This window comes from Mesorhizobium sp. M0306 (assembly GCF_040321655.1).
In the GTDB taxonomy this organism is placed as follows: Bacteria; Pseudomonadota; Alphaproteobacteria; order Rhizobiales; family Rhizobiaceae; genus Mesorhizobium.
Genome location: NZ_JAMYRY010000025.1, coordinates 32,400 through 53,363 on the forward strand (window position 1 = coordinate 32,400; position 20,964 = coordinate 53,363).

At 57.1% G+C, this 20,964-nt stretch carries 22 protein-coding genes and 4 pseudogenes; 8 read left to right on the forward strand and 18 right to left on the reverse strand.

Translation table 11 applies throughout. The annotated features are described in order from the left end of the window. Positions 1 to 546: 546 nt before the first annotated feature. On the forward strand, positions 547 to 900 hold the full coding sequence (locus NKI95_RS26030; protein ID WP_352720266.1) for a hypothetical protein: 354 nt from the start codon (positions 547 to 549) through the stop codon (positions 898 to 900). A 563-nt stretch (positions 901 to 1,463) separates the two neighbouring features. Here the strand turns inward: NKI95_RS26030 and NKI95_RS26035 are convergent. Then, on the reverse strand, positions 1,464 to 1,616 hold the full coding sequence (locus NKI95_RS26035; RefSeq protein ID WP_352720268.1) for a KTSC domain-containing protein: 153 nt from the start codon (positions 1,614 to 1,616) through the stop codon (positions 1,464 to 1,466). A gap of 369 nt (positions 1,617 to 1,985) precedes the next feature. On the opposite strand from NKI95_RS26035, the gene NKI95_RS26040 reads away from it, so the two are divergent. Next, a complete protein-coding gene (locus tag NKI95_RS26040; RefSeq protein WP_352720270.1) occupies positions 1,986 to 2,495 on the forward strand; it encodes a ferritin-like domain-containing protein in 510 nt (169 codons plus the stop codon). A gap of 1,020 nt (positions 2,496 to 3,515) precedes the next feature. Here the strand turns inward: NKI95_RS26040 and NKI95_RS26045 are convergent. Continuing rightward, on the reverse strand, positions 3,516 to 3,701 hold the full coding sequence (locus NKI95_RS26045) for a hypothetical protein (RefSeq protein WP_352720272.1): 186 nt from the start codon (positions 3,699 to 3,701) through the stop codon (positions 3,516 to 3,518). A 412-nt stretch (positions 3,702 to 4,113) separates the two neighbouring features. Here NKI95_RS26045 and NKI95_RS26050 point away from each other — a divergent pair, with 412 nt between their 5' ends. From NKI95_RS26050 to NKI95_RS26060, 3 genes and pseudogenes are all read left to right on the forward strand, one after another. Beyond that, the gene (locus tag NKI95_RS26050; RefSeq protein WP_352720273.1) at positions 4,114 to 4,815 is read left to right on the forward strand and encodes a Crp/Fnr family transcriptional regulator; all 702 of its coding nucleotides are present in this window, start codon (positions 4,114 to 4,116) and stop codon (positions 4,813 to 4,815) included. A gap of 83 nt (positions 4,816 to 4,898) precedes the next feature. Beyond that, on the forward strand, positions 4,899 to 5,144 hold the full coding sequence (locus tag NKI95_RS26055) for a hypothetical protein (protein WP_352720274.1): 246 nt from the start codon (positions 4,899 to 4,901) through the stop codon (positions 5,142 to 5,144). Positions 5,145 to 5,667: 523 nt separating this feature from the next. Then, positions 5,668 to 6,169 (forward strand): annotated as a pseudogene (locus NKI95_RS26060) (hypothetical protein); the annotation flags it as partial. Here the strand turns inward: NKI95_RS26060 and NKI95_RS26065 are convergent. The 9 genes from NKI95_RS26065 to NKI95_RS26110 all read right to left on the reverse strand — a co-directional run bounded on the left by NKI95_RS26065 (position 6,061) and on the right by NKI95_RS26110 (position 11,142). Beyond that, complete coding sequence (locus NKI95_RS26065; protein ID WP_352720342.1) at positions 6,061 to 6,366, reverse strand: hypothetical protein; 306 nt, start codon at positions 6,364 to 6,366, stop codon at positions 6,061 to 6,063. The pseudogene NKI95_RS26060 and the gene NKI95_RS26065 overlap by 109 nt on opposite strands. Positions 6,367 to 6,475: 109 nt before the next feature. After that, positions 6,476 to 6,601, reverse strand: coding sequence for a bifunctional DNA primase/polymerase (locus NKI95_RS26070; protein WP_352720276.1), 126 nt, complete (start codon positions 6,599 to 6,601; stop codon positions 6,476 to 6,478). Between the two features lie 580 nt (positions 6,602 to 7,181). Further along, positions 7,182 to 7,427, reverse strand: coding sequence for a DUF982 domain-containing protein (locus NKI95_RS26080; RefSeq protein WP_352720279.1), 246 nt, complete (start codon positions 7,425 to 7,427; stop codon positions 7,182 to 7,184). 8 nt (positions 7,428 to 7,435) lie between these two features. Beyond that, entirely contained in the window at positions 7,436 to 7,582 is a 147-nt protein-coding gene (locus NKI95_RS26085) for a DUF982 domain-containing protein (protein WP_352720280.1), read from the reverse strand. A gap of 324 nt (positions 7,583 to 7,906) precedes the next feature. Further along, a complete protein-coding gene (locus NKI95_RS26090) occupies positions 7,907 to 8,149 on the reverse strand; it encodes a DUF982 domain-containing protein (RefSeq protein ID WP_352720281.1) in 243 nt (80 codons plus the stop codon). A 183-nt stretch (positions 8,150 to 8,332) separates the two neighbouring features. Further along, positions 8,333 to 8,551, reverse strand: a complete 219-nt coding sequence (locus tag NKI95_RS26095) for a hypothetical protein (protein WP_352720283.1) — start codon at positions 8,549 to 8,551, stop codon at positions 8,333 to 8,335. A 201-nt stretch (positions 8,552 to 8,752) separates the two neighbouring features. After that, on the reverse strand, positions 8,753 to 9,928 hold the full coding sequence (locus tag NKI95_RS26100; RefSeq protein WP_352720285.1) for a hypothetical protein: 1,176 nt from the start codon (positions 9,926 to 9,928) through the stop codon (positions 8,753 to 8,755). 251 nt (positions 9,929 to 10,179) lie between these two features. Continuing rightward, a complete protein-coding gene (locus NKI95_RS26105; protein ID WP_352720286.1) occupies positions 10,180 to 10,362 on the reverse strand; it encodes a hypothetical protein in 183 nt (60 codons plus the stop codon). Then, positions 10,363 to 11,142: a hypothetical protein gene (locus NKI95_RS26110; protein ID WP_352720288.1), complete on the reverse strand. Its 780-nt coding sequence runs from the start codon at positions 11,140 to 11,142 to the stop codon at positions 10,363 to 10,365. 247 nt (positions 11,143 to 11,389) lie between these two features. Between NKI95_RS26110 and NKI95_RS26115 the strand changes: the two are divergent. Both NKI95_RS26115 and NKI95_RS26120 read left to right on the forward strand, forming a co-directional pair. Beyond that, positions 11,390 to 11,595: pseudogene (locus tag NKI95_RS26115) on the forward strand (transposase); the annotation flags it as partial. Beyond that, entirely contained in the window at positions 11,592 to 11,906 is a 315-nt protein-coding gene (locus NKI95_RS26120; RefSeq protein ID WP_352720290.1) for a hypothetical protein, read from the forward strand. The pseudogene NKI95_RS26115 and the gene NKI95_RS26120, both read left to right, overlap by 4 nt. A 462-nt stretch (positions 11,907 to 12,368) precedes the next feature. Here NKI95_RS26120 and NKI95_RS26125 read toward each other — a convergent pair whose 3' ends face one another. Further along, positions 12,369 to 12,845, reverse strand: coding sequence for a hypothetical protein (locus tag NKI95_RS26125; protein ID WP_352720291.1), 477 nt, complete (start codon positions 12,843 to 12,845; stop codon positions 12,369 to 12,371). Between the two features lie 192 nt (positions 12,846 to 13,037). Continuing rightward, positions 13,038 to 13,262, reverse strand: coding sequence for a hypothetical protein (locus tag NKI95_RS26130; RefSeq protein ID WP_352720293.1), 225 nt, complete (start codon positions 13,260 to 13,262; stop codon positions 13,038 to 13,040). Positions 13,263 to 13,533: 271 nt separating this feature from the next. On the opposite strand from NKI95_RS26130, the pseudogene NKI95_RS26135 reads away from it, so the two are divergent. Next, positions 13,534 to 14,358 (forward strand): annotated as a pseudogene (locus NKI95_RS26135) (IS5 family transposase). Between the two features lie 480 nt (positions 14,359 to 14,838). Here NKI95_RS26135 and NKI95_RS26140 read toward each other — a convergent pair. From NKI95_RS26140 to NKI95_RS26160, 5 genes and pseudogenes are all read right to left on the reverse strand, one after another. Beyond that, positions 14,839 to 15,603, reverse strand: a complete 765-nt coding sequence (locus tag NKI95_RS26140) for a hypothetical protein (protein ID WP_352720295.1) — start codon at positions 15,601 to 15,603, stop codon at positions 14,839 to 14,841. A gap of 898 nt (positions 15,604 to 16,501) precedes the next feature. Further along, positions 16,502 to 16,949: pseudogene (locus NKI95_RS26145) on the reverse strand (Ros/MucR family transcriptional regulator). Between the two features lie 923 nt (positions 16,950 to 17,872). Further along, on the reverse strand, positions 17,873 to 18,049 hold the full coding sequence (locus tag NKI95_RS26150) for a hypothetical protein (RefSeq protein WP_352720297.1): 177 nt from the start codon (positions 18,047 to 18,049) through the stop codon (positions 17,873 to 17,875). 64 nt (positions 18,050 to 18,113) lie between these two features. Continuing rightward, positions 18,114 to 18,974 carry a matrixin family metalloprotease gene (locus tag NKI95_RS26155; RefSeq protein WP_352720298.1) on the reverse strand — a complete coding sequence of 287 codons (861 nt, stop codon included), beginning with the start codon at positions 18,972 to 18,974 and terminating at the stop codon, positions 18,114 to 18,116. 87 nt (positions 18,975 to 19,061) lie between these two features. After that, positions 19,062 to 20,582 (reverse strand): hypothetical protein, encoded by a 1,521-nt coding sequence (locus NKI95_RS26160; RefSeq protein WP_352720300.1) that lies wholly within the window; start codon positions 20,580 to 20,582, stop codon positions 19,062 to 19,064. Positions 20,583 to 20,964: the final 382 nt, after the last annotated feature.

Consider the following 20,964-nt stretch of genomic DNA (forward strand, 5'->3'; position numbering starts at 1 on the left):
CTTCGACTCGTCCTCTACCGGCCCGTCATGCGGCCTGCCCTCATAGCCCGTCGCGATGTTGTCGGTTCTAATCCGGGGCAACGACAAGTGCCTTTCGTCGGTTTGGCGGCCTATATTTCTCTACCAACCGGACCTTGTCACGGTCGACCGTGACCAGCGGCCCGAGGTCGATCGTCACGGTGTCCTCGTCGATGCGCGTGACCTCGCCTTTTAGGTCGATTTGCTGGCCTCGGTTCACCTTGGTGTGGTCGATGATGGATGTGGGAAGTCGTCACCTGGGATAGAGACGGCTTACGCAGTCCTCTGTTATCCGCCTTCGAGCCGTGGCAGCACTCGCCACCTGGTCACCAATGCCTATTTCGCGAGCCATGCCATGGATTCTGGTGCGGGCACCGTCTTCTTCAAGAGGCTTCTAATATACGCCCGTCATCCTGAGGCTGACCTAGGACCAGAGTTACAAAAGTTGAACTTCATCGGGGAACACTCCTTCTGTCTGCCTGTTCGATTTGCCAGGCGCATCCCGCGCATTCAGACAGGAGAAAGAACATGAAACGCATCCTTTTGGCTTCGGCCGTGCTGGCGGTGTCGGCTGGGCTTTCCTTTGCCCAGACGACGAGCGGAACTTCGAGCGGAACCTCGACGAGCGGAACCTCGACCACGACAACCATGCCCAGTACGACGGATCAGGGCACCGGCACGACGAGCAGCGGGACCAACCTGTCCGGCGATCAGGGCACCGACACGACCACCACCAGCGGCACCACGAATTCGAACTCGGCCAGGGACTGCGCGCCCGGCCAGCAGACTGGCAGCGCTCAGCAGGCGGCGCCAGGTCAGCAGGACACGACAGCCAAGACCGCCGCGCCGGGCCAGGTGAAAAAGACCGACCAAGGTTGCTGATTGGCACATCGGCAAAGATTGGAATCACCAGCGTGTGGCTGGCCAGTCTCCCCCGACCACCGCCTGAACTCAACTCGGCTGGCGAGCAGGTTGCCGCCAGCCGAGCATCAGTTGAGGAACCTTTGCGCTTGCTTGTGCTTTCAGTGGGCACCCCTGGCTTCTGTTTGCTTTCGGTCAGATAGATACGCGATCGCCTCTATTCTAGCGCTGAACAGACCTGATGGCGCGCTGATCCACAGACATTCGCCAAAGCCCGCGTCTCTGGATCGAGGAGACGCGGGCTGGATCGGAGCACCACCGATCTTGCAGCAATATCGTATGGAGGATGTACTGCGTGCACCGAACCTTACCCGCGCCCCGGTGTTCCACCTGGAGCGCAAAAAATCCCGCCGCACACTGCCAGGGCGGCGGGACCGATCAAGCGCCTTTGCACCAGGCAGGGAGTTCGGGGGTGGGCTTTGCGAGGTGCGCGCGGACCGAAAGCGAACCTAGGGCAACAGCGGCAACGCGTCCGCCAACCGCCGGTTGGAGCGACAGGACGATTGAGCCACCGGCAGGTCAGGTCATCCCGGGTCGCTATCGCTCGCAACCAGATGGTAGCGGAAATTGTTGCGGATATGGTCGTTGAAATAGCGGCCCTTGGCGAACGCCGCCCGGAACGCGGCAAAGGTTTCCGGCGGCACTTCCTCAAACTCGTAGCGTTTGCCGCTGGCCACGAACCAGACCGAGAGAATTCTTGTGTGGGATCGTATTCCGTTTTGCGTATCGATGTGGAGGGCATGACGGCGGCGCGAGTCGAAAAGCAATCAACGAGCGGAAAGGCCGCCGCGTTCCTTGTGACTATAGTGGTGCGGTGAGGCACGAGGCTCAATGCGGAGCGCCAGCGGTCGCGATCGGGCCGTTTTCCTTGCGCCGACCCTCGCGATCTTGGTCTTACCCACGCATCGCTGCGGGATGTTCGCAAGGTGAATTGAGACCCGCCAAGACACTGATCCTCTGGGACTGTCAGGGCTGTTCGACGCATTCTATTCCGGAACAATGTCTTCTTCTGAAAGTTTTTCCTTAAATAGCAAAGGAGATTCGAAATGTCAGAAAGCCGGGAATGGTTTGTCCAATGGCTTAGAGACGCTCATGCCATGGAAGAGCAGGCAGAAACGATGTTGAACGGGCAGTTGAGCCGTATCGAGAATTATCCCGAACTGAGCGACCGGATCCGACAGCACCTCGACGAGACCAAGCAGCAGGCTGCCCGGCTGAAGACTTGTCTAGATCAGATGGACGAGGGTTCATCCATGATGAAGGATGCTGGCGGTAAGCTGACGGCGATGGCGCAATCGCTGAGCGGCGTCTTCGCTGGAGACGAGGTGATGAAAGGATCGCTCGCGAGCTACACGTTCGAGCACATGGAAATCGCCTCCTACACGATCCTGATTGCCGCCGCTCGATCGCTCGGCGAAACCGAGGTTCTTCGGGCTTGCGAAGAGAATCTGCGAGAGGAAGTCGCGATGGCGGATTGGCTGAAAACCCGTCTTCCCTCCACGACCGAGCAGTTCCTTGCGCGGGCCGAAGCGGACAGCGACAGCGCCAAACGGTGATCGGGTGGGAACGTAGTGATCGTGAAGTCGGGCTCGGCGCGATGCTCGTTAACACCGGCTCCGATGGCGACGGGAGAGCTTCCGCGGCTTGGAACTGAATAGGAGCGGCGGCGGACGGCAACGATCGAGGGTGCCCGTCGATCGTTGCCGCCAAAGAGAAACACAGGGAAAATTGCTTGTAGGCGTTGCCGTCGCATCAAAGCGCGCTCGATACCTGCTTCCGGCGTCGGCGTTCTTCGGATTTACCGGAACGACGTACCTGAAGGCGAAAGATCGATTTCCGCGCCACACTCCGCGTTAATGGCCATCGCCGGATCGAGAGGAAGTCAGCCGCTCCAGGGCTGGGCGGCGGGCGCGCCAACGTCTTCGGACTACTGGTGAAGCAAGTCCGATGTGCGCCTATCGCGACCCCGCTTCACCTGCCGTCCAGCCGTTCGCGCATTCGCGATCGTCGCTCTCGGCAACAGGCGGCGCGCGCGGCCAGGACGTGTCGCATGTGCGCGCTGTCGAAGGAGGCGCCCAGCAACATTGCACGTGAAGGCACGCGGGCATCCGATCGATCGTTAACCTTTCTCTGCAATGAGCGCCTTGTCGCCGGCGATCGGCCTCCGGCTCTTACGCATTATGGAGATCACATGTTGGTCCCGGCACCCGATGCCGGGAGCAGGTCTGCTTCGGAGCGTCGTGACAGAACTGGGCGACATGGTTGCGGTGGAGTAGGCGCCGTCGCCCTGGATGAACAACAACTGTCGCATGCGGTGCATACGTTGTCGAAGCTTTCGGTCGGCCGCGGCCGCATCGACGACCACAACGGCATCAAGTCGTTGCTGAAAGCCCGCAAGGTATCGTCAAGACATAGCGTGCCGGCGAAGATCCGCCCTCGCGACAGGGATTCGTCAGGCCGATCGGTCGGCAACGCGACCGGCCAGATGAGCGAGAGCTTACCCTCGGTGCTGGTCTCGACCCGGCTCGTATTGAGGCCTGAAGGGACATCTCCAAACGCTCAACGACGGTCGTCGATCACTGCCGACTACGGTCGAGGTCGTATGGCTCGTGGCCTAGCTCGTTGTGATGAAGCGCCTCTGCCATACACCTGATGTCGAACGCTTGGCCGCACGCCGGGCAGAGGACGAAATACTCCTCCTCCCGAAGTGGCGATGCATCGTGGTCTTGGGGGATGACGATGTCATTGTATTCGTCGGGCATTGGGTCCTCCGGCAACGCCGCCCGCCATGCTGGAACGCCTGCCGGCCGGATTTGTTTCAAAGTTACTGCGCTTAAGAAGAGGGCCGGAACGGGTGAAGCACAACGTCGGTAAGCGCAAAGCGAGGGCGCCCGAAACTCATCACGTGAGCTGAACGACTGCTTTTGCCAACTCGATGCTCGAAACCTGCCGATCTGCTTAGGCCGGTTCCGGACATTCGTGACCGGCCTCATAAGTCATAAGAAGCGCCCACCACCTACGGGACTCAAGCCGACATTCCCCGAGCCTTTCGCCAGGAACGGACTCTTTGCCAACCGCACATTTGAAGGCTATGCTTCCCACATCGGCCGCCAGCGCGTCGGACGCAGCCGACAGTAAGAGGTACGTGCTCTTGCCCGCATGGGAGAGAGAGCCATGCCCCAATCCCTTCTTCGCAACCATGTATTGAAAACCCTCTCCTCGGAGGATTTCGCGCTTTTGAGGCCGTCACTGCATCACGTCGAACTCAACAGCAAAGACCAGCTGGAAGTCTCTTATCAGCCGATCGAGCGTGTGTATTTTCCAGAGATGGGCATCGCGTCGGTGGTCGCTACGATGACCGGAGGGCGGCAAAGCGAGGTCGGCATCGTCGGCCACGACGGCATGACAGGAGTTGCCGTTATTCTCGGCCAGGACAAGTCGCCCAATGAAACCTATATCCAAGTCGCAGGTAATGGCTGGATCCTCCCGGTTGAAGCTCTTCGCTCTGCGATTGCGGAGAGCCAATCCCTTCGCGAGTCACTGCTTCGCTATGCCCACGCGTTCCTCATCCAGTCGTCCCGGACGGCACTGGTCAACGGCCACTCCAAAATCGAGGAGCGCTTGGCCCGCTGGTTGCTGATGGTCCAAGACCGCGTCGAAGGAAATAAGATCTACCTGACGCATGAATTCTTGGCGACAATGCTTGGTACCCAGCGCCCCGGCGTTACCACGGCCCTCCAAATGCTTGAATATCGGGGGCTGGTTCACGCCAAGCGCGGCGAGATCACGATTATCGACCGCGTTGGAATGATACGACTCACGCATGGTGCTTACGGGGAGGAGGAGCAAAGTCACTTCGGCCTAGCCTCCGCCTAACTGTCCTAAATCAGACAAACCCTTGCAAGCTACCGAATTCGTGCCGTAAATCGTGTGGGTCAGGGTTCAGGGAGGAATTCTCGATGACCACCACTTTTGACACAGTCACGCTTGAAAGAGCCGCCGAAGCCTATGTTCTCTCCAGAGGCAAGGCCCACTTCCTTTCGATAGCACAGGCAATCCGCGCCATCCGAACACTCATGCCCGCATGCAGGGCCACCGACCGCGAGCTGGAGGAGCTCTTGGCGGCAGCATCCATTATTCACGGTGTGCCAGTCGCGTTCGACTTAAAAACAGCCGTGGCCGCAGAACCACGGCTCCATTCATAGGGCCGGTGATGCCTGCGCTCGCGCAGACGCCTACGTATCGGACGTTCGCCAAGCGATTGTCCGCCACCTGATCGACAACATCGGCAGCCCGAGCATTTCGATATCCGAGGTTAGCCACACCGTGAGGAGAATGCTTCCCTTTTGCGAACTCACGGACTGGCAACTTTGCGATCTCATTGCGCGAAGCGCGATCGATGCGGGATTCACGATTGAATCCGACGGGGTGGGTCCCGAAAACGCATGTCGAGGCTCAATAGCGGAACAGCCGCTTTAGCCATGTGGCTCCCAATCACGGACGGTCAGGTTGTGGCCCACGTACAGCCGCCAGGCGGCAACGCGCCTGATATCGCACTTCGAGATCAACTCGGCCGCTTCCTGTTAGCCGGAGTTGCAAGCGGCCCCGCTAACAATCGTGGTTGCGCCTTTAGGGCATCGTGGTTCAGACCGCTGGCGGATTTAGAACTCATGTTGGCTTTGCGATCGGCTCATCGCTGCCGACTATCGGGGACCTATATAAAGGGGCATGTCCACGCGCCGTAAAATCAATGCAACAGCGAAGCTGATTGGAGAGTGGCCTTTAAGCCAGCTGCAACGTTTGGATCGTCCGTCAGAGCGAGGGGTATTTTTCTCGAAATACGCGCCCGCCTTCCAACGGAGTTCAGGAAATTGCTCAATATCGAGTCCCGCGTGCTTACCCTGCGCCTGCCTGAGGGCGCAGAGAATGATCTGCAGGTGGTATTCGGGATCCTATCCAAAGCACTGCAGAATATCGAAGACCTGCCCGTAATCCCCCGTGAAATCGAGGACATTCTGACGATCTCGACGGCCGAACGGCACCGCTGGCTGAAAGATGGTCGCTTGCAGAGCGCCGGGACGAAAACGGTGAAACTTCGCGGGCGGGCAAGGACATCACCTTTCACGTGTTCGACCCGCAGCACGTTGAGGATGTGCTTGACCGCGACCTGGTAACGGTCTGGCGCGAACAGGACGCAGCGACAGCTGCAGAGAATAGGCGGCGAGCCGCGGGCGCGTCACCGATCCCCGGGATCTTGGTGAGCGCGCCGGCGGCGATGATCCGGTCGAGCGGCTGCGACAGCGCCGTCAGACTGTCTGCCGCGCGCAAGTATGCCTTTATGCGATAGGGATTGTCGCCGCGCATAGACGCCCGTTGTGCGTATTCCCTCAAAAGACTGGCGACGGTCCTCGGATTGATCTTTGCCATGGCTTCAGCCAAACGAGGCCGATCTCCGCAGGTTCCGATCAGGCAAGGCCATGAGAGCCGCGTTGCCGTTTAGATCCCGGCTTTACTGCCTTTCTTCCCGCGTCGGCCGCTACAGATCGGGCAAGGATTGGTCAGCGCGACCCCGCCCCAGCGAGTCAAGGATAGCGCGGAACTGAAAGGCAGCGGCGCGGACGGCCTCAAAATCGAGGCCTTCATCGGGGTCGGGGTCGAACACGAGGCGGTCGGCCTTTTCGACATCCGTATCCGGTTTCTGCCATCGGCTTTAGAAGCCTGACATTCCGGTTCCGGTCCCCTTAAGTGTGCGTCCGGTTTTGATCCTCTCGTCGAACCCATGTTTCGATTGACGATTAGTCGACGTGCCCCATTGACGCCAAGTACCTCGCCCAGAGCAGCTCCGATGCCAGTTTCAAGAAGTGCAAAATGGCCCATAAATGCGCCGACCAGGGGGAATGCTCTCGTATCCGGGTCTATATCGAGCAGCGCGGACTTGGTCAGCATTAGACAGCCTAACGGGTCCTTCCCAACATAGCCATGGGCACCGGCCTGCTACTCACGGAGCACCCCCTCCTCCTTGGCAGCAGCCTCGAAGCCTGACGGACCTCTTCCGAAGTCACGCGGTCCTGAAAGGGGTCGGCGCACAGTTGCACAGCCTTCCTCCACTTAGGTCCCATCTTGGTCCACTTCAGGAGTTCCTCGGCGGCACTCTCGACATTGTTGCACCCGTAAGTGACCCCAGGTCGGTCGGTCTTGACGTACACCGGAGGGGAGAACCAATGGGTTGCCACAACACCCTCCTACTCAGGGGAGAGATACATCTTGGCCTCCTTTGCGGCAGCCTCAAAGGCCTTTCGTACCACCTGAGGGTCAATCGGATCGCCCTCCAGATCTGACAGGCAAAGGGTCACCGCCTTGTGCCAGCGAGGTCCTCTCCGGGTCCACGTCTTGAGCTGCTCAAGGGCTGCCCTCGCATTGTTGCAGCCATGCCTGGCCCCGGTTTCAGTCTTCACGAACACTGGAGGGACGAACCAGATGGGCGCCATGATACCTCCTAGTCAGGGGAGAGATACACGTTGGCCTCCTTGGCAGCCACCTCAAAGGCTTCACGGACCTCATGGGGGGAGGATTTGCCCTCGAATGCATCGAGGCAGGATTGGACAGCCTTGGTCCACTTCGGGCCCTTTGTGTCCCACGCCATGAGTTGCTCGGCGGCTCCCTCGACGTGGCTGACCCATGGCGAATGCCCGGACGTTTCGTCTTCACGTAGACCGGGGGAGAGAACCAGAGGGGACCCATAAGGGGGAACTTAGAGCGGCAAGAACCCGCCGACCAACCCCGCTTTAGCCGCAGCTAAGGGAACGATGTAGGCCCTCGCGGGTTTAGAGGTCGTGGTCCTTCTCGGATGTGCAGCCGCTGTGGCGGGGTCCGTCGCCTCTCCCTCACCGGCAGCGGGCTCCTTTCGCGAAGGCGGTGTTGGTAATAGACACCTAGAACCTTATACCGCATCCAATTTAGCTAGTTCTCATTGGGGGAGTAATGTCCCCTCCTCTTTTGCAGCAGCCAGGAATGCCTTGCGGGCCTGCTCAGGTTCCATCTCGTCGAAAATCACGGCCATGCAAACGCGCACCGCGAGGTCCCAGCAAGGGCCACGCTTGGTCCACTTCATCACCTCCTCGCCGGCTTTCTCGGCGTTGTTGACGTTGCGGATGATCCCGGGACGCTCGGTCTTGACCGGGACCGGAGGGTTGAACCAGTGGAGAGCCATACGTCACTCTTTGTCGGCCCGATCAAGTTCCTCCAGCAAATACCTTTGCTCAGCCGGGAGCTTCCGTTCTGCAGGCAGGTTTAGCAGCTTGCACGGTAATTGTGGATTACCTCTGACTATTAAAAATGACGCAGGACGGCGCGCCTCCGTTGCGATGCCACAGTGACTGAAGTTGGCTGACAGCTACTCCTGGGCGTCGAAAGCCACGCAGAGGCCCATGGCAGTTGCTGCCTCGACGATTGCCTCGGTTAGTTCTTCGTCGGAGGCCACCAAATAAGGCGCAGCCTCCCGCGCTTCGCGTAGTGCCGCTTTTATCGAGACCGGATCGCGACGGTCCGCCCTGTTGAGGAGTATAGTGATTGCTTGCTCTAGAAGCGGACCGACCCTTTGCGCGACGCTCATCCAGCCCTCCCCAGGGACCACGCCGAAGGGGAATCTACTCACTTCCTGACGGACATCAACGCCATGTACGAATCGTACAAATTGGCACGGTGTAACCCAGACCCGCGCCGGCTTTTCCACGAATGACTGCCAGGGAGATCACCACCTGACGCAGAAGTCGGCTGGGCACTCCGGACCACGAATCCAACGCCGACGGGAGATTTAGGTACCGGGCTCGGCGTTGTCGCCACGGAAGTGGTAGCTGTCCACCACCCTCTCGCGAGCAGGGCCGAACAGTGGCGTCGAGAGTAGATCCTCCAGCTTGGCGTTGGCCGACCAGGGCTCGTCTATGAGGCACCAGTCAAGCAGGAAGTGGTCGCCAACTTTGGAGATCAGCAGCCCAACGCCGATCCGAGTTTTGAGATCGTACTTCGCCGCTTGGGTAAACAGTTCCACTGCGTTCGTTCTCATCCTGATCCCGTCCTCGCCAATGACTGGCCAGTCGGGGTCCATACTTGCGACCATGAAAGTGCAATCGGTCATCGGGAACGCGAACCTGAATGGTCGACGAGGTGTTCCAGCCTTGCTAGCCTCGAGGGACACGACAAGCCGCCTTTTGAACTCGCGCCAGATGGATCGGGGGACGCGAGCGAACTCCTCCATGATCCGGTAGTAGTCCGTGCTCCTTTCAGGGTTGACGATGTGACTTTGGAGGTCCCGCATGATGTATGAAAGATCAAACCCGCCAACATCCTGCACGAAGGCGCGCAACTTCTCGATCGATCCAGGCTCCGGCAAGTCCATCTCCGACAGGAACGCGACCATGATGTCGGGCTCCTCCACGACCACGCCGGCCTCGCGCAGTTGCGGCAGGACCAACTCTCGATATTCGAAGTACAGCCGCACGTCGTCGGGGACGCGCAGTTTGTCCAATATTCCCAGATAGTCGTGCGCGGCCACGATATGAATGAAACCCACCGTGGCCGAGACGTGGAACTTGGTCTCCCTGCAGTCCGCAGGCAGCAGCCGGCCAGGAAGGAAGACGACGATCTTCTTGAGGTCTAGGAGGTCGACCCCCTTCACCGCTATCTCGTGGCCCTGTGCGTTCGTGAGGCGGATCTCCTCGTGCTCGGCCAGGTATCGCACCGTGTCCTTGATCTGATCCGTCGCTTTCCGGAGCACCTTCCTCGGGAACCACTGTCGCTCAGCCTCAGGGTCCGACGTCTCCTCAGCCCGTTCCTTGAGCTGGAACACCATAGCCAATGATCCGATCTTCACCATTCCGTCCGCCAGTTCGACCTGCTGTTTCGGACGAGGGAAGAATCTCGTTTCGGAGAAGGTGAACTCCTTCCAGAAAGTGGTGGCATTGAGATGTGAGGTGAATTCTTCCAGCGTCATGTCGTACAGATAGGCTATTGCCGGTACACGTTGAAGTGCGGCTAGGGATCGTCAGCAATCAGATAGCCGCGCGTCGGTTACCGGTATTGAAAGAGAGATAGAGACGCCTCGCTCTCCTGACCCCATCATGCGGCGGCTCCGCGCCGACCGCGAAGAGAAGCGAGTGACCCGCGGGGCGACATGGTCCGGAAAAAAGACAGGAAACGCTTGACCTCACCGACCCCAATCAGAGAAGTCTGCTAGTCATCGTCCTATTTCGCTCCGCCAGTTCCCAACAGTAACTTGGCCAAAGCAAAAATAATAGTGGCTATAGCAACGCAAAAAGCAATAATCAAAAAAATTCCCCCAGCGTTTAGATCTTCAATCCAAACGACAGCAGCCAAGCCGATCAAGAACCCAATAGCTCCGGCCGAACCGTATTGTAAGAAGTTCATCTATCCGCCCTTGATGCCGAAAGCAGACGCAATCTCCTTGCCGTATTTATTTGATACGTCTCGTATCTTTTTCTTGAAATTATCCAAGTTCCATCCTGGTTTAAATAAATCGTTGTCACCCTGTATCTCGCCCTTCCAGGCGTTCATCGCAGCGACGAAATCACCGTATTCTTCGAACTTTGACATGTCCTCATACAAGATTATTGGCTTCTCGTCTCGTATGCTTTTCCCTGGCGCCCAAGCAATCAAAAATGGTCCTTTCCCGTCAGGCGACCACCCAGCGCGCCTAGCGGAATCGATTGCGACCGTTGACATGGACAGACCAAAATTCGAAACAACTACCTCGCAGTCTTCCTTCTTTGATCCCGCGTTGAGTTTGTCGGAAATATTATCATCATTTATCGGCCAAACTGTAACCATCTGGTTGGCTGGCGACAGATCTAAGTTGAAAGCAGAGACAAAACTATTGAGATATGCCTGGCACACCTTAAGATGTCTATCTTTGTCAAACTCAGAAGCTTTAGCAGGAAATGCTAAAATGCCGTATGCCCCGAAATTTTCAGGAGGGTATTCTCCTGGTCCGCTGAACATCCGACTCGCCTTAACTCCTTTGGACAGTGTATTACCTACATCTTGCACTGCATTGGTTAATACCTGACCTATTTCTTTTATCGCCTTTAGATCCTTGAAAGGATCAGTAAACCAGTCGGCGTCAGCCTTGACTGATGAGAAGACCACGATGGGGAGGCAAAGCAGTAGAGCGGACAATTTCCGGGCCATAGTCGAAGCCTTATTGTTTCGAGTATTCCTGCATAACATTATCATACTGCGGTCCTTTTCCAAAACATTTGCGGGCTGTTGAAAAACTGTTTTGTTCACGGAACGTATCGGGATCAGACCGAGCACAGACCAGATTCAAAACAGGTATCTCCGAGCCTTTTTCATCAGCCTGTTAGGAGGCCACAGGGGGTTGGGTCACGCCTTGACCCGGCGTGCGGGAACCGGCGGGGGGAGCACCGCGCAAGGGAACGGGCGCACGACGCGGCACGGCGGCTATGCCGTCAGCCAGCGCGTCAGAAAGCGCATCGAAGAGGCGTTCGGCTGGATCAAGACGGTCGCCGGGCAGGAGAAGACAAGTTGCGCGGTCGCGACCGCGTCGAGTGGGCCTTCACCTTCGCTGCCCCCGCCTACAATCTGGTGCGATTGCCGAATCTGCTGGCGGTGCCGGCATGACCGCGCCCGCGGGCTGCCAACTGGTCGGCCACTGGCGGATCATCGAAGCCGATCTGTGGGATCGCAGCTGCCTGAACCTCGGTAGACCCGCAACCATCACCGTCGGACCCGACAACCATGGCGAGATCGCCTTTGGCGCCCTGCAAGCCGGCCTCGATATCAGTTACAGCTCCTCGACGATCTTCTTCACATGGGCCGGCTTCGACGAGATGGATGAAGTCACCGGCGATGGTTCGGCCGAATTAGCTCGACGACGGCTCGATCGAGATCATATTCGCCTACCACAACGGAGACGAAGAACAGCCTGCTAACGTAAAAGGCTGTTCAGATAGTCCTCGCTCCCGAGGGCGTAGCAGACCATGAGCCCGTACAACAGGATTGGAACTGTTGTCTGCTTGCAATGCGCCGGCGTGTTGGCCAGCAGCATTTGCGACCGCCGTTACGAAGAGACTGATCAATAGCGACCAAGACCGCAATCCGGAGCGGGACAGCTTGAATAGACCCGTGCGAGCAATGTCGCAGTGTCCCCTGAGCCAGCATCTTGGCCGATGACTGCAAATTCCGCAGTGTGGTTCATGATGTTCCAGAAAGAAACGGGCCTGAACGGGTGCTTTACCCGCCAGAGCCCCGCCTGCGGCCAGCGACGGGAATGGACATTTTCTGATATTCAACTGGCAGGGGATACCAATTGTCGCAAACGATGGCCCTCACATCCCGCCCGCCCGATGGGGAGTGGTCAAGCCGTACGGGCTTCTCAAACACTCTCGTGAGAACTAAGGCTTTCGAAAGCGCAGCGCCCCACCGGAAAACATGAGGGCAGCGCCTGACTTCTCATTCGCCTTCACGGTAAATCCCACGAGACTTTCGGGTTCGGCAAATACAGGCACATTAAATTCAACGATGAACGAGTTTCCGTTGACCTTTGCAATCGTGGGCAACGACTTTGTGACCTGCTCCACCCAGCAGGGCTGATAGCGCAGCTCGACCTGGTAGGGCGGCGTTCCACCGGACAGCTTTCCAGCAATTGATGCCTTACTGCCGCTTGGCAGGGATTCCTGATTCCAAGCGAGTTCCGAGATCGTCAAGGCCTGCGGCGCCGCCGTCCCAAATCCCGCGGAGCCGTAATAGAAGCCCAGAATGGTCCCCAAGACACCTATGATGATGGCGAGCAGGTCCTTGCCTAGTGGAAATCGTAGTTTAACGTCCTCCGGCCCCATCCAGAACGTCGAAACGGCGACCAGCACGATCACCCCGGTAGCACTCGAGGCAAACAAAAAGGTCAGAAGTCCGCGAGCACCTTCAGCCGATGAAAGCGTCGTGAAACGACCTGGGTTGTTTATGCCCCATAATACCATACAATAAATGCAAGAAAGCGACCGCGCCGGCAGCTAAGACCGCCAGGCTCATCACATCCGAGTAATCATGGCCAGCTTTGTGCTCAGCTACTTCCAATTGGCATATTTACTGGTCAGCGTCTGCTGAAGACGTCGCTTCTCATCAGCGTCAGAAATCGCATCAATCTTGGTATAAATGTCGCCCAGCACCATCTCTGCCAAAGGGATTTTCGCCCGCAAGAAACTCAAGGTCCTTATCGCCGGAGCTTTTCTGGTTGGCGATGTACGTTGAGAAACCGACAGCACCACCAACAGGCTGTTTGTGCCGAACAACCCATAGATATACTGCCAACACGGCCGAAATACCCCACCCGATGACCGCCCACGAAATTGACGTCATGTTCTATGCCCCCACCCGCACAATTAGTGTTGCGGTTAAACATGATTGTTCATTTGCCCCCCTAGCCGAAAGGCTTATTCTTCTGCAAAGACGCTCCCTTAATTCGGGCCGCAGATCTTCTCTAAAGTGTCCGTTCCAAAAAGAGTTGAGTGATTTCAGCAGGTTGTGATTCCGTCGGATTTGCAAGATTCGATGGAGATCACGATGGCCTGGACTGAAATCACCCGTGCGCATTATGAGCGGCGTTGCGCCCGCTACGCAAGCGATCTGACCGATGCAGAGTGGGTGCTGATTGCGCCAATGATGCCGTCGGCGAGCCGCATCGGCCGGCCGCGCAAGACAGACCTGCGCGAGGTCGTGAACGCACTTCTTTTCCTCGCCTCGTCGGGCTGGCGCGTGGCGATTGCTGCCGAAAGACTTCCCACCCTTTTCAACGGTGCAGAAGTACTTCTATCGCTGGCGTGAGGCGGGCTTGTTGCGGACCATCAGCAACAGCCTCGTCATGGCGGCGCGCGAGGCTGAGGATCGGGAAGCGAGCCCGACGGCGGGCGTGATCGACAGCCAATCGGTCAAGACCACGGAAAGCGGCGGAATTCGTGGCTTCGACGCGGGAAAGAAGATCAACGGGCGCAAGCGTCACATCGTTGTCGACACCATCGGCCTGAGGTCGGGCTCGTCGTCCACGCCGCTGATATCCAGGACAGGGACGGCGCACCGGCTGCCCTCAAGACCATTCTCGAACGCTGGCCGTGGCTGCGACACGTCTTCGCCGACGGCGGATATGCCGGACCGAAGCTTAAGGGCGCGATGCAAAAGATCGGCACGTTCACCCTGGAGATCGTCAAGCGGACGGATAAAGCCAAAGGCTTTGAGGTCCTGCCGCGCCGCTGGGTCGTGGAGCGCACATTCGCATGGCTGGGGCGATGCCGCAGGCTGGCCAAGGACTGGGAGAAATCCCTCGCTTCCGCAGAAGCCTGGATATACGTCGCTCACATTCGCCTGCTCACCCGCAGGCTCGCAAGAAGTTGATATCAAAACACTCTTTTTGATTCAGGCTCTAACACCAGTCCGAGCACCTAAGGACTACCCGCAGGCGGGGATTCCCCGATCTCTTGCCTCTTGTCGGGAACAGGTTTCGACAGCAAACCCGTTCGACCAGATGGTAACTTGGTCACTTCCGCCTACCCCCTTGTAGCAGCTGCCGTCGACCGGCGAAGTCTTCTCTTTCAACCCAGTTGCCTGAGAGCGCCTGAAAGCCAACACCGAAGCGCAATGAAGCATGAGCTCCGTTATCATGTGATCATCAAGCTGATTGGAACTCAGAGCCTCCTTGATCCTGGAAATCTGGTCAGGGGGGCCTATGTCCTCTGCACCGACACTGACCAACGCTTGAAAATGTAGGCGTTCCTGACTCTTTGTCTTCTTGTCGTTTTTGGTACGCGACTTGGCTTTGTCAGCTTTCTGCGCTTCGGGAACTGTTTTCCTTGATTTTCCCATCGAACAACACCTTCACTGGAGGGGACTGACCAGGCCTCTGAGCCCGGTCTGAAGCTGAGTATTGAGATGCGTAGCCTCGGCCAAAGGCGTAAGGCCCGTTGGCCTTCCCTTGACCGATTTATCAAGCGGGCCGAACGTGAACACGAGTTCGTGGGTCCGGTCGCGATTTGTGCTGAAGAATGTTCCGGAGGGGTTCACACTCGCCCGAACGAGCTTCCAGGTCGGCGTGATCGAACCGGAAGTGACGATCTTGAAGGACACGGTTTGCGAAAGCACGTTTTTCTGTCCGGTGATCGGCACGCTGGATCCCGGGCTGTCAGCAACATTGAGTATCGTGGCGCCGATGCGACCTTCAAGAAGTGAGGACAGCTTCAAGTCACTGTCGACAAGGAGGGAGCCTTCCTTGTTTCCAAGGGGGTCGCGGCACCCTCTTTTAGAGGAGTCGACGGAGAAAAACTGGGGCCTGTACAAATCCGCCACAGTGAAAAAGACGTTCGTCTTTTGCAGACGGGTCGCTTCAGCGGAACCTGCTAGTCCAGCAGCCGCAGTGAATATCGATGAAGGGCCCGAAGGTGGGGTAAGAAGGACCGTCGGGTTCACCGATGTCTTTTCGACAACTGTGAGGTTGATGGCGACCTCAACGCCCCAGTTGTTGAGGAAATCGGTATAGGTCTGTTGTGTCTTTCGATATTTTGCGTCTCTTCTGTCATTCTCTATCACTTGCGTTACGGTGTAACTAAGCTCGCAGCCAACGCTTCTGATGATCGTGCTGATCATGTCGCTTTCTTTAAGCGTGTTTACGTTGGGCCATTCGCGAGTGCTCGGAACGTACGTTCCGCAGTCGGCAAGGGCAAGGCAGAAGACAGACGTCAGCACGCAGCGCCAGAAGCACATAGATACCACCCCCAATGCTCAGACTTAAAAATGTATAAGCTTTTCGGGAAGGGACATAATTGCCTCCTCGACTTACCCCCTATGCTCAGCCGTAGCCTTCTAATGATAAAATCTAAATGCCCGCTTCGGCGATAAAGAAGGTAGATGCGATTCCAATGAAATCCTTGTGCCTGAACGGCACTCGATGACGGAAAAGTTTATGAAGCCCCCTAGCCTCTTCTAGGCCATCATCACTCAAGTGTGTGATATTGGCAATATAGCTCCGCAGCGATTGTCGTTGCCGGAGTTATTTTTTCTAATTCTGGTCACAACTGTTGGCAGCGTCGCGGTTGGCCCCGAAGGCTCTGACTTTCGGATTCTTCGACTTCTGGTTGGCGCATCGGGGAAACGACGACGCCACTACTGTACCGACAAAAAACCGGCAAGATGCACATCGCGGCTTGGATAGCTTGTTTCGGCGCCTTCGAAGCGGTTCAGGAGGCGCGTTTGCCCCCGGCAGCGTTCTCATCCATGCAGCGATCGAGCAAGCCATTCTGGTGACGAGATTCCCGGGGTGAGTGCCGTCGCGTTTCGTTCTCCGTTTCCTTGCCCTACACCTAGTTTTAGTTTAACGGTCGCTGCCAAGTTCCCCACGTAAAGTAAAAGGAAGCGGGCCGACACCTCTTGGGGGCGGTGGGGAAGGAAGCTTATGGGGCCGTCGGCCTAGCGGGTTGGGGTCCGCCACCGTGAAAGATACCAGGGTTGGCTATTCCAAATAATTGCGCGATCGCGGGAGGTCTGGCTAAACCTTAGCTTTCCGCTTCGCTGGCCCCTTCTTAACCGATGCACCAGGTTTCCGACCTAATCCGATCGATTTCGCCAGTTCCGATCTCTGTGCGGCATAGTTTGGCGCAACCATCATAATCTCTGGCAAGTCCCCATTTGGACCGGTATTCGTCGGGTGTCATTCCAAGCAAGCCCAAGTGGCGCTTCATCGACTTGAATTGGCGACCGTTTTCCAGAGAAATAATGTAGTCGCGAAACACCGACCTTTTCGGATTGACCGCGGGTGTTTGAGCTGGCGCCTCGACGACCGCCGGCTTCCGAAGCGCCGAGAGGGCGGAATTCACAGAAGCAATGAGGTCAGGCAGTCCCGCAACCGGGACAGAGTTGTTCTGGGCAAAAGCGGCGACGATATCCGCAGTCAATTCAATCAATTCAGCATCACGCCGATCGGCTTCTTCAGTCAATGGTTCGAACTCCTTTGTTGCCTCGCCTTCGTATTGAGGAAAGTCCGACAGTGCAAGGAAATCAGCAGCCTAATCAGCTTTCCAAAGGCTGAAAGTCTGGACGGAGGAAGGACTTGCATCAGCTTTGTCGCCCCTTCCACAACTACTTTCCGTGAAAGTACATCTCTATCGTCCAGCTTGGGCGCCCTGCTCCAATCGCTATGTCCACGATGGATCTGAATCAGATTTTTCGCCTGGGCCCCCAGCCAGACTCTCACAGACGGAACTGTGCATGGCGGAAATGAGAGGCGAATCAATCGGATTGCAGGTGTCGGGATCGAGCCCATCCGCGCGTCCTTATATAGACTCGTCAGCAAGACGAAGCATGCGCAGCTGGCTCAAGCGATTGCTGTCCGTCCGAAAAATTCGGGCAATGATCTATCCTCTGCAATAACCGCGATACGAAGAGGTTGGGCCGCAGGGTCGAATGTCGCGCGCAGGAGCTTCCTCAGAAAACTGGTCTCGTCGTTGACGTCGCACTTCTGGACATCAACACCAGATATTGGTGTGAACATTGGGCACTCTGCGGCCCGCGCGATCCCCGGCGTCAGCAGCAAGAGTACGAAGAGGACAGCTGCCCGCAGTATCATGGTGCCTCGCCCATCTCTCCCTGATCTTTTAGCGAGCGTTCCCAGAAGAATCGCGCTTGATAAGCAGTTACAGCAAGCGTCGTTACACCGAGGAACGTCAAATCGTCCTTCCCGCTATCAGTTTAAGAATTGGAATCAGGGTTAGCGGGGCGCAGCAAAGCGGAGGCAGGAAACTCGCAACGGTAAATCTTGCGGTGCCACCGCCTTTAAAATAGACGCTCCCCAGATACCGCTCCTATGGTCCCAATCAGAACAGCTACCAGATTGATGACATCGCTGGTCGCAACGAAAGCTTCATTCGAGGGAAGCGCGAAGGGACTGACGAACGCGCCACCAGCGAGGTAACATATTTCCGAGAAATAAGATCACCGCTCCGACTGTGACGGCCTTTTGCAAGACCTTCATCGGTGAGAGCGTGAAAATCACAACCGCCAAAGCGACCGATGCGACAAAGACGACGAGCGAAATCATATTACTGCTCCTATCCACCTAAGGCCGCAGGTCCTCGAAAAGATAGAAGTTGGCCGCATCAATCTTAGGGCGACAAAAGCTGCTGTACCCTGGCTAAGGTTTGCGCAGGTTCCATGGCCGAGATGATTTCTGTCGGCTCGCCACTCGTGTGAAACGGCGTCATAAATTTGATCGGGGTTCCGTTGATTTCTGTTAACTGGCCGCTCCAAGCCAGTGAATAGAGCTTCTTCAGGTCGGCAGTGTCGTCTGCGGTCAACTTACTGTCCGCGCCGTAGTTCATGATGCTGAACTTCTTATGCGTCCCAAAAATGATGGAGGGCCAAGCGGTCTCACTGACCTGCGCGAAAAAATGCCTAAGTCCAAAAATGTGACCGATTTCGTGAACTAAGGTCTCAATCTGCTCTGTCGGGTCTTGTTCGAATATCTTGGGATAGATAGTCACGACGTGCCGCCCGCCGTCGGGGAAGAACGCGCTGGCCAGTACGCAACCGTTGACGTCGCAGTCGTCGCTGTGTTTCACCACAATCTCGAAATCCCAGGCGTCGTCTCGCTGCGCGAACTTGATTGGCACTGCATCGCCCCAAGCAAGAATGGCCTTCGCGAACAAATCCTCAACTTGAGCCTTGACTTTGGCGGGATCTGCAAACGATTGCACGGAGCTCTCACGGAACTTCCAGCGCAGCGTTGTTCCTTTTGCCCACAAAGGAATAAAGCCTTCTGAGGCGTCGACGACGATTTCTAACGGGGATTTGCCCTTTGGGGTCTTGTGCCCGCGTTCTTCGGTGTCGCAGCGGACACCCTCGCGGATGACGTGGACAAGGGGCTTGGTATTGCGCTCGGCGGCTTTATCGTCCCGGAGTTCCGGCGAAACGCTGGCTTTGGTGGACTTCGCGGGCGATAGTGTCTTTTCTTTTGTCCGTGCCATATGAAAGTTTCTCCCCATCCGTGATGAAACGCATTCGGCGATCTTGGTCTGCCGGGTTCCCGACTTGCAGCGCCCCACTAAACCCTTTTACGCTGGGACATTCTTAAACCAGCTTGCCCGCGTCCCGGGCAAAGCCTGCCCGTGGTCTTCCATTGCTGAAGGCGCAGCGTCCGGTTCGGGGCCGTAAATAATCCTTAAGGCCGCTTGCATCGTCGGCACATCCAAGACCCGTCCCGAGTGACCAGGATGATTGTGCCCAGCGTGATGGGTTGGGGATGATGACGCACGCGCTCCCTCCCACGGCTCGTCGTTCTTCACCCAAGTCCCGTCGACCGCGAACCATTCCACACCGTCAAGGGTCATTGGCTTGACCACTCCAGGTCGTACAGCTTCGTGGGCGCGATACCAGTCGTTGATGCGGTCATCGACCCACCCGTGCAGCCGCCAAAAAATCGGATTAATATGCGATGAAAAAGTCTCGCCTAGATAGTCGTACTCGGGATCCAGCCATTTTTCATCGAAGTCCAGTGCGTCGCGGCCGTTGGGAAGCGGCAAACCGCGCTTGGCCACATCACCGGTAGGGTCGCGGGTCACCGAGGTCCACCGCATATGCATCCAATTGTGGATGGTGAACTCAATCCGTGAACCAAGCTCGCCGAGCGACAGGGAGGCGAGGTAGTCCGCGGAGGTATAAAGCGCCTCCCATGCCTGGAATCGGCCATAAAGCGTTGAGGTTTTCCTCAATTCGAACAGCCAATTCGTCGTGTCAGGGTCACCCGGCACGACCCACGCTGGCGGCAGGGAGTATCCGTCGAGATTGCCAATCTGCGACGCCTTCGTTTCGGGCGCAAACGACGAGGGGAACTGCTGCTGCGGCAGACGTCGCCAGGTCCCGACAGAGGGATCCATAGCTCGAACCTCCTTCACCATGCGCCGGTGCATGTAGAAAAAATCTTCGCCCGAACCGTTGGCAAGTCGATCGGCCGCCAGACTTGCTCGCTCTTTGGTTTTTGGGCCAGGCTGCCAACCGGTTGCGCGCAGAGCCTCCTTCTTGGGGTCGCTCAGGTTGTCCCATGTGTCGCGCGAGGCGTGCCAAAGCGCATGATGGTAGCGATGCTCTGCCGAGCTCATCATGTCGATGATGCTTTTCGCTAGGGGTATCGTTTTGCGTGGTTCAAGGAAATCCGACTTGACCGCGACAAAAGAGAACACTGAACCCGCCGGCGCTCCATTATGGGCCACGGTGCGCGTCACGGTCCCTACGATCGTTGGGCGATTGCGCGGCGCGTCCGGCCACTCGGGGGATAGGTAGCCCCGGTAGTCGTAGATCCAGCCGTCATACTCGGATTGAGGCTTGCCCTTGGCACGCCAGCTGATCACCGCAGGGTTGCCAGGTATAACGGTGCCTTCAACGAGTAAGTAGGGTTCGGTACCTACACAAAGATCTGGGCGCTCCCCCAATAAACCATAGATGTGCCCGTCCTCGCTAACTTCGAGGGATAGTTCGGCTTCCCAGACTGTCAGTTTGCCAAAATCGCCAACATTCCCCGGCACATTTAGAAAGCTACGGTACGTCCAGATGCCAGGGATATCTAGATTGATACCCATCGACGCCCCCCACCCCTTCATTTCCGCTTCCTTACATTAGCAATAAAGCTTGGCGAGTCGACTCCTATTTGTCGTAATGTCGAAGTTGGCGGGTGCACCTTGAACAATCAGCGCACTAGATTCAGTTAAGACCCCATATGAATTTGCGAATGAGCGTCATCGAGGGTTTTCTCTGATATCGACATGTATGATGAACGAGCTCAAAACGTCCGGGAGTAGCGCGAGAACAGCTGAAGCCGGCGTGTCTGCAAACGCTCAGGCGGGTGGAGGCCGTCTCGGATTCGGAAGCGGCTGTTGTGTTGCGGTCCTTGCCGACGACGACTGTCCATACCACCGTCTTCATGTTGTCATAGATGGCTTGGGTCTTGATTTTCATTGGGAC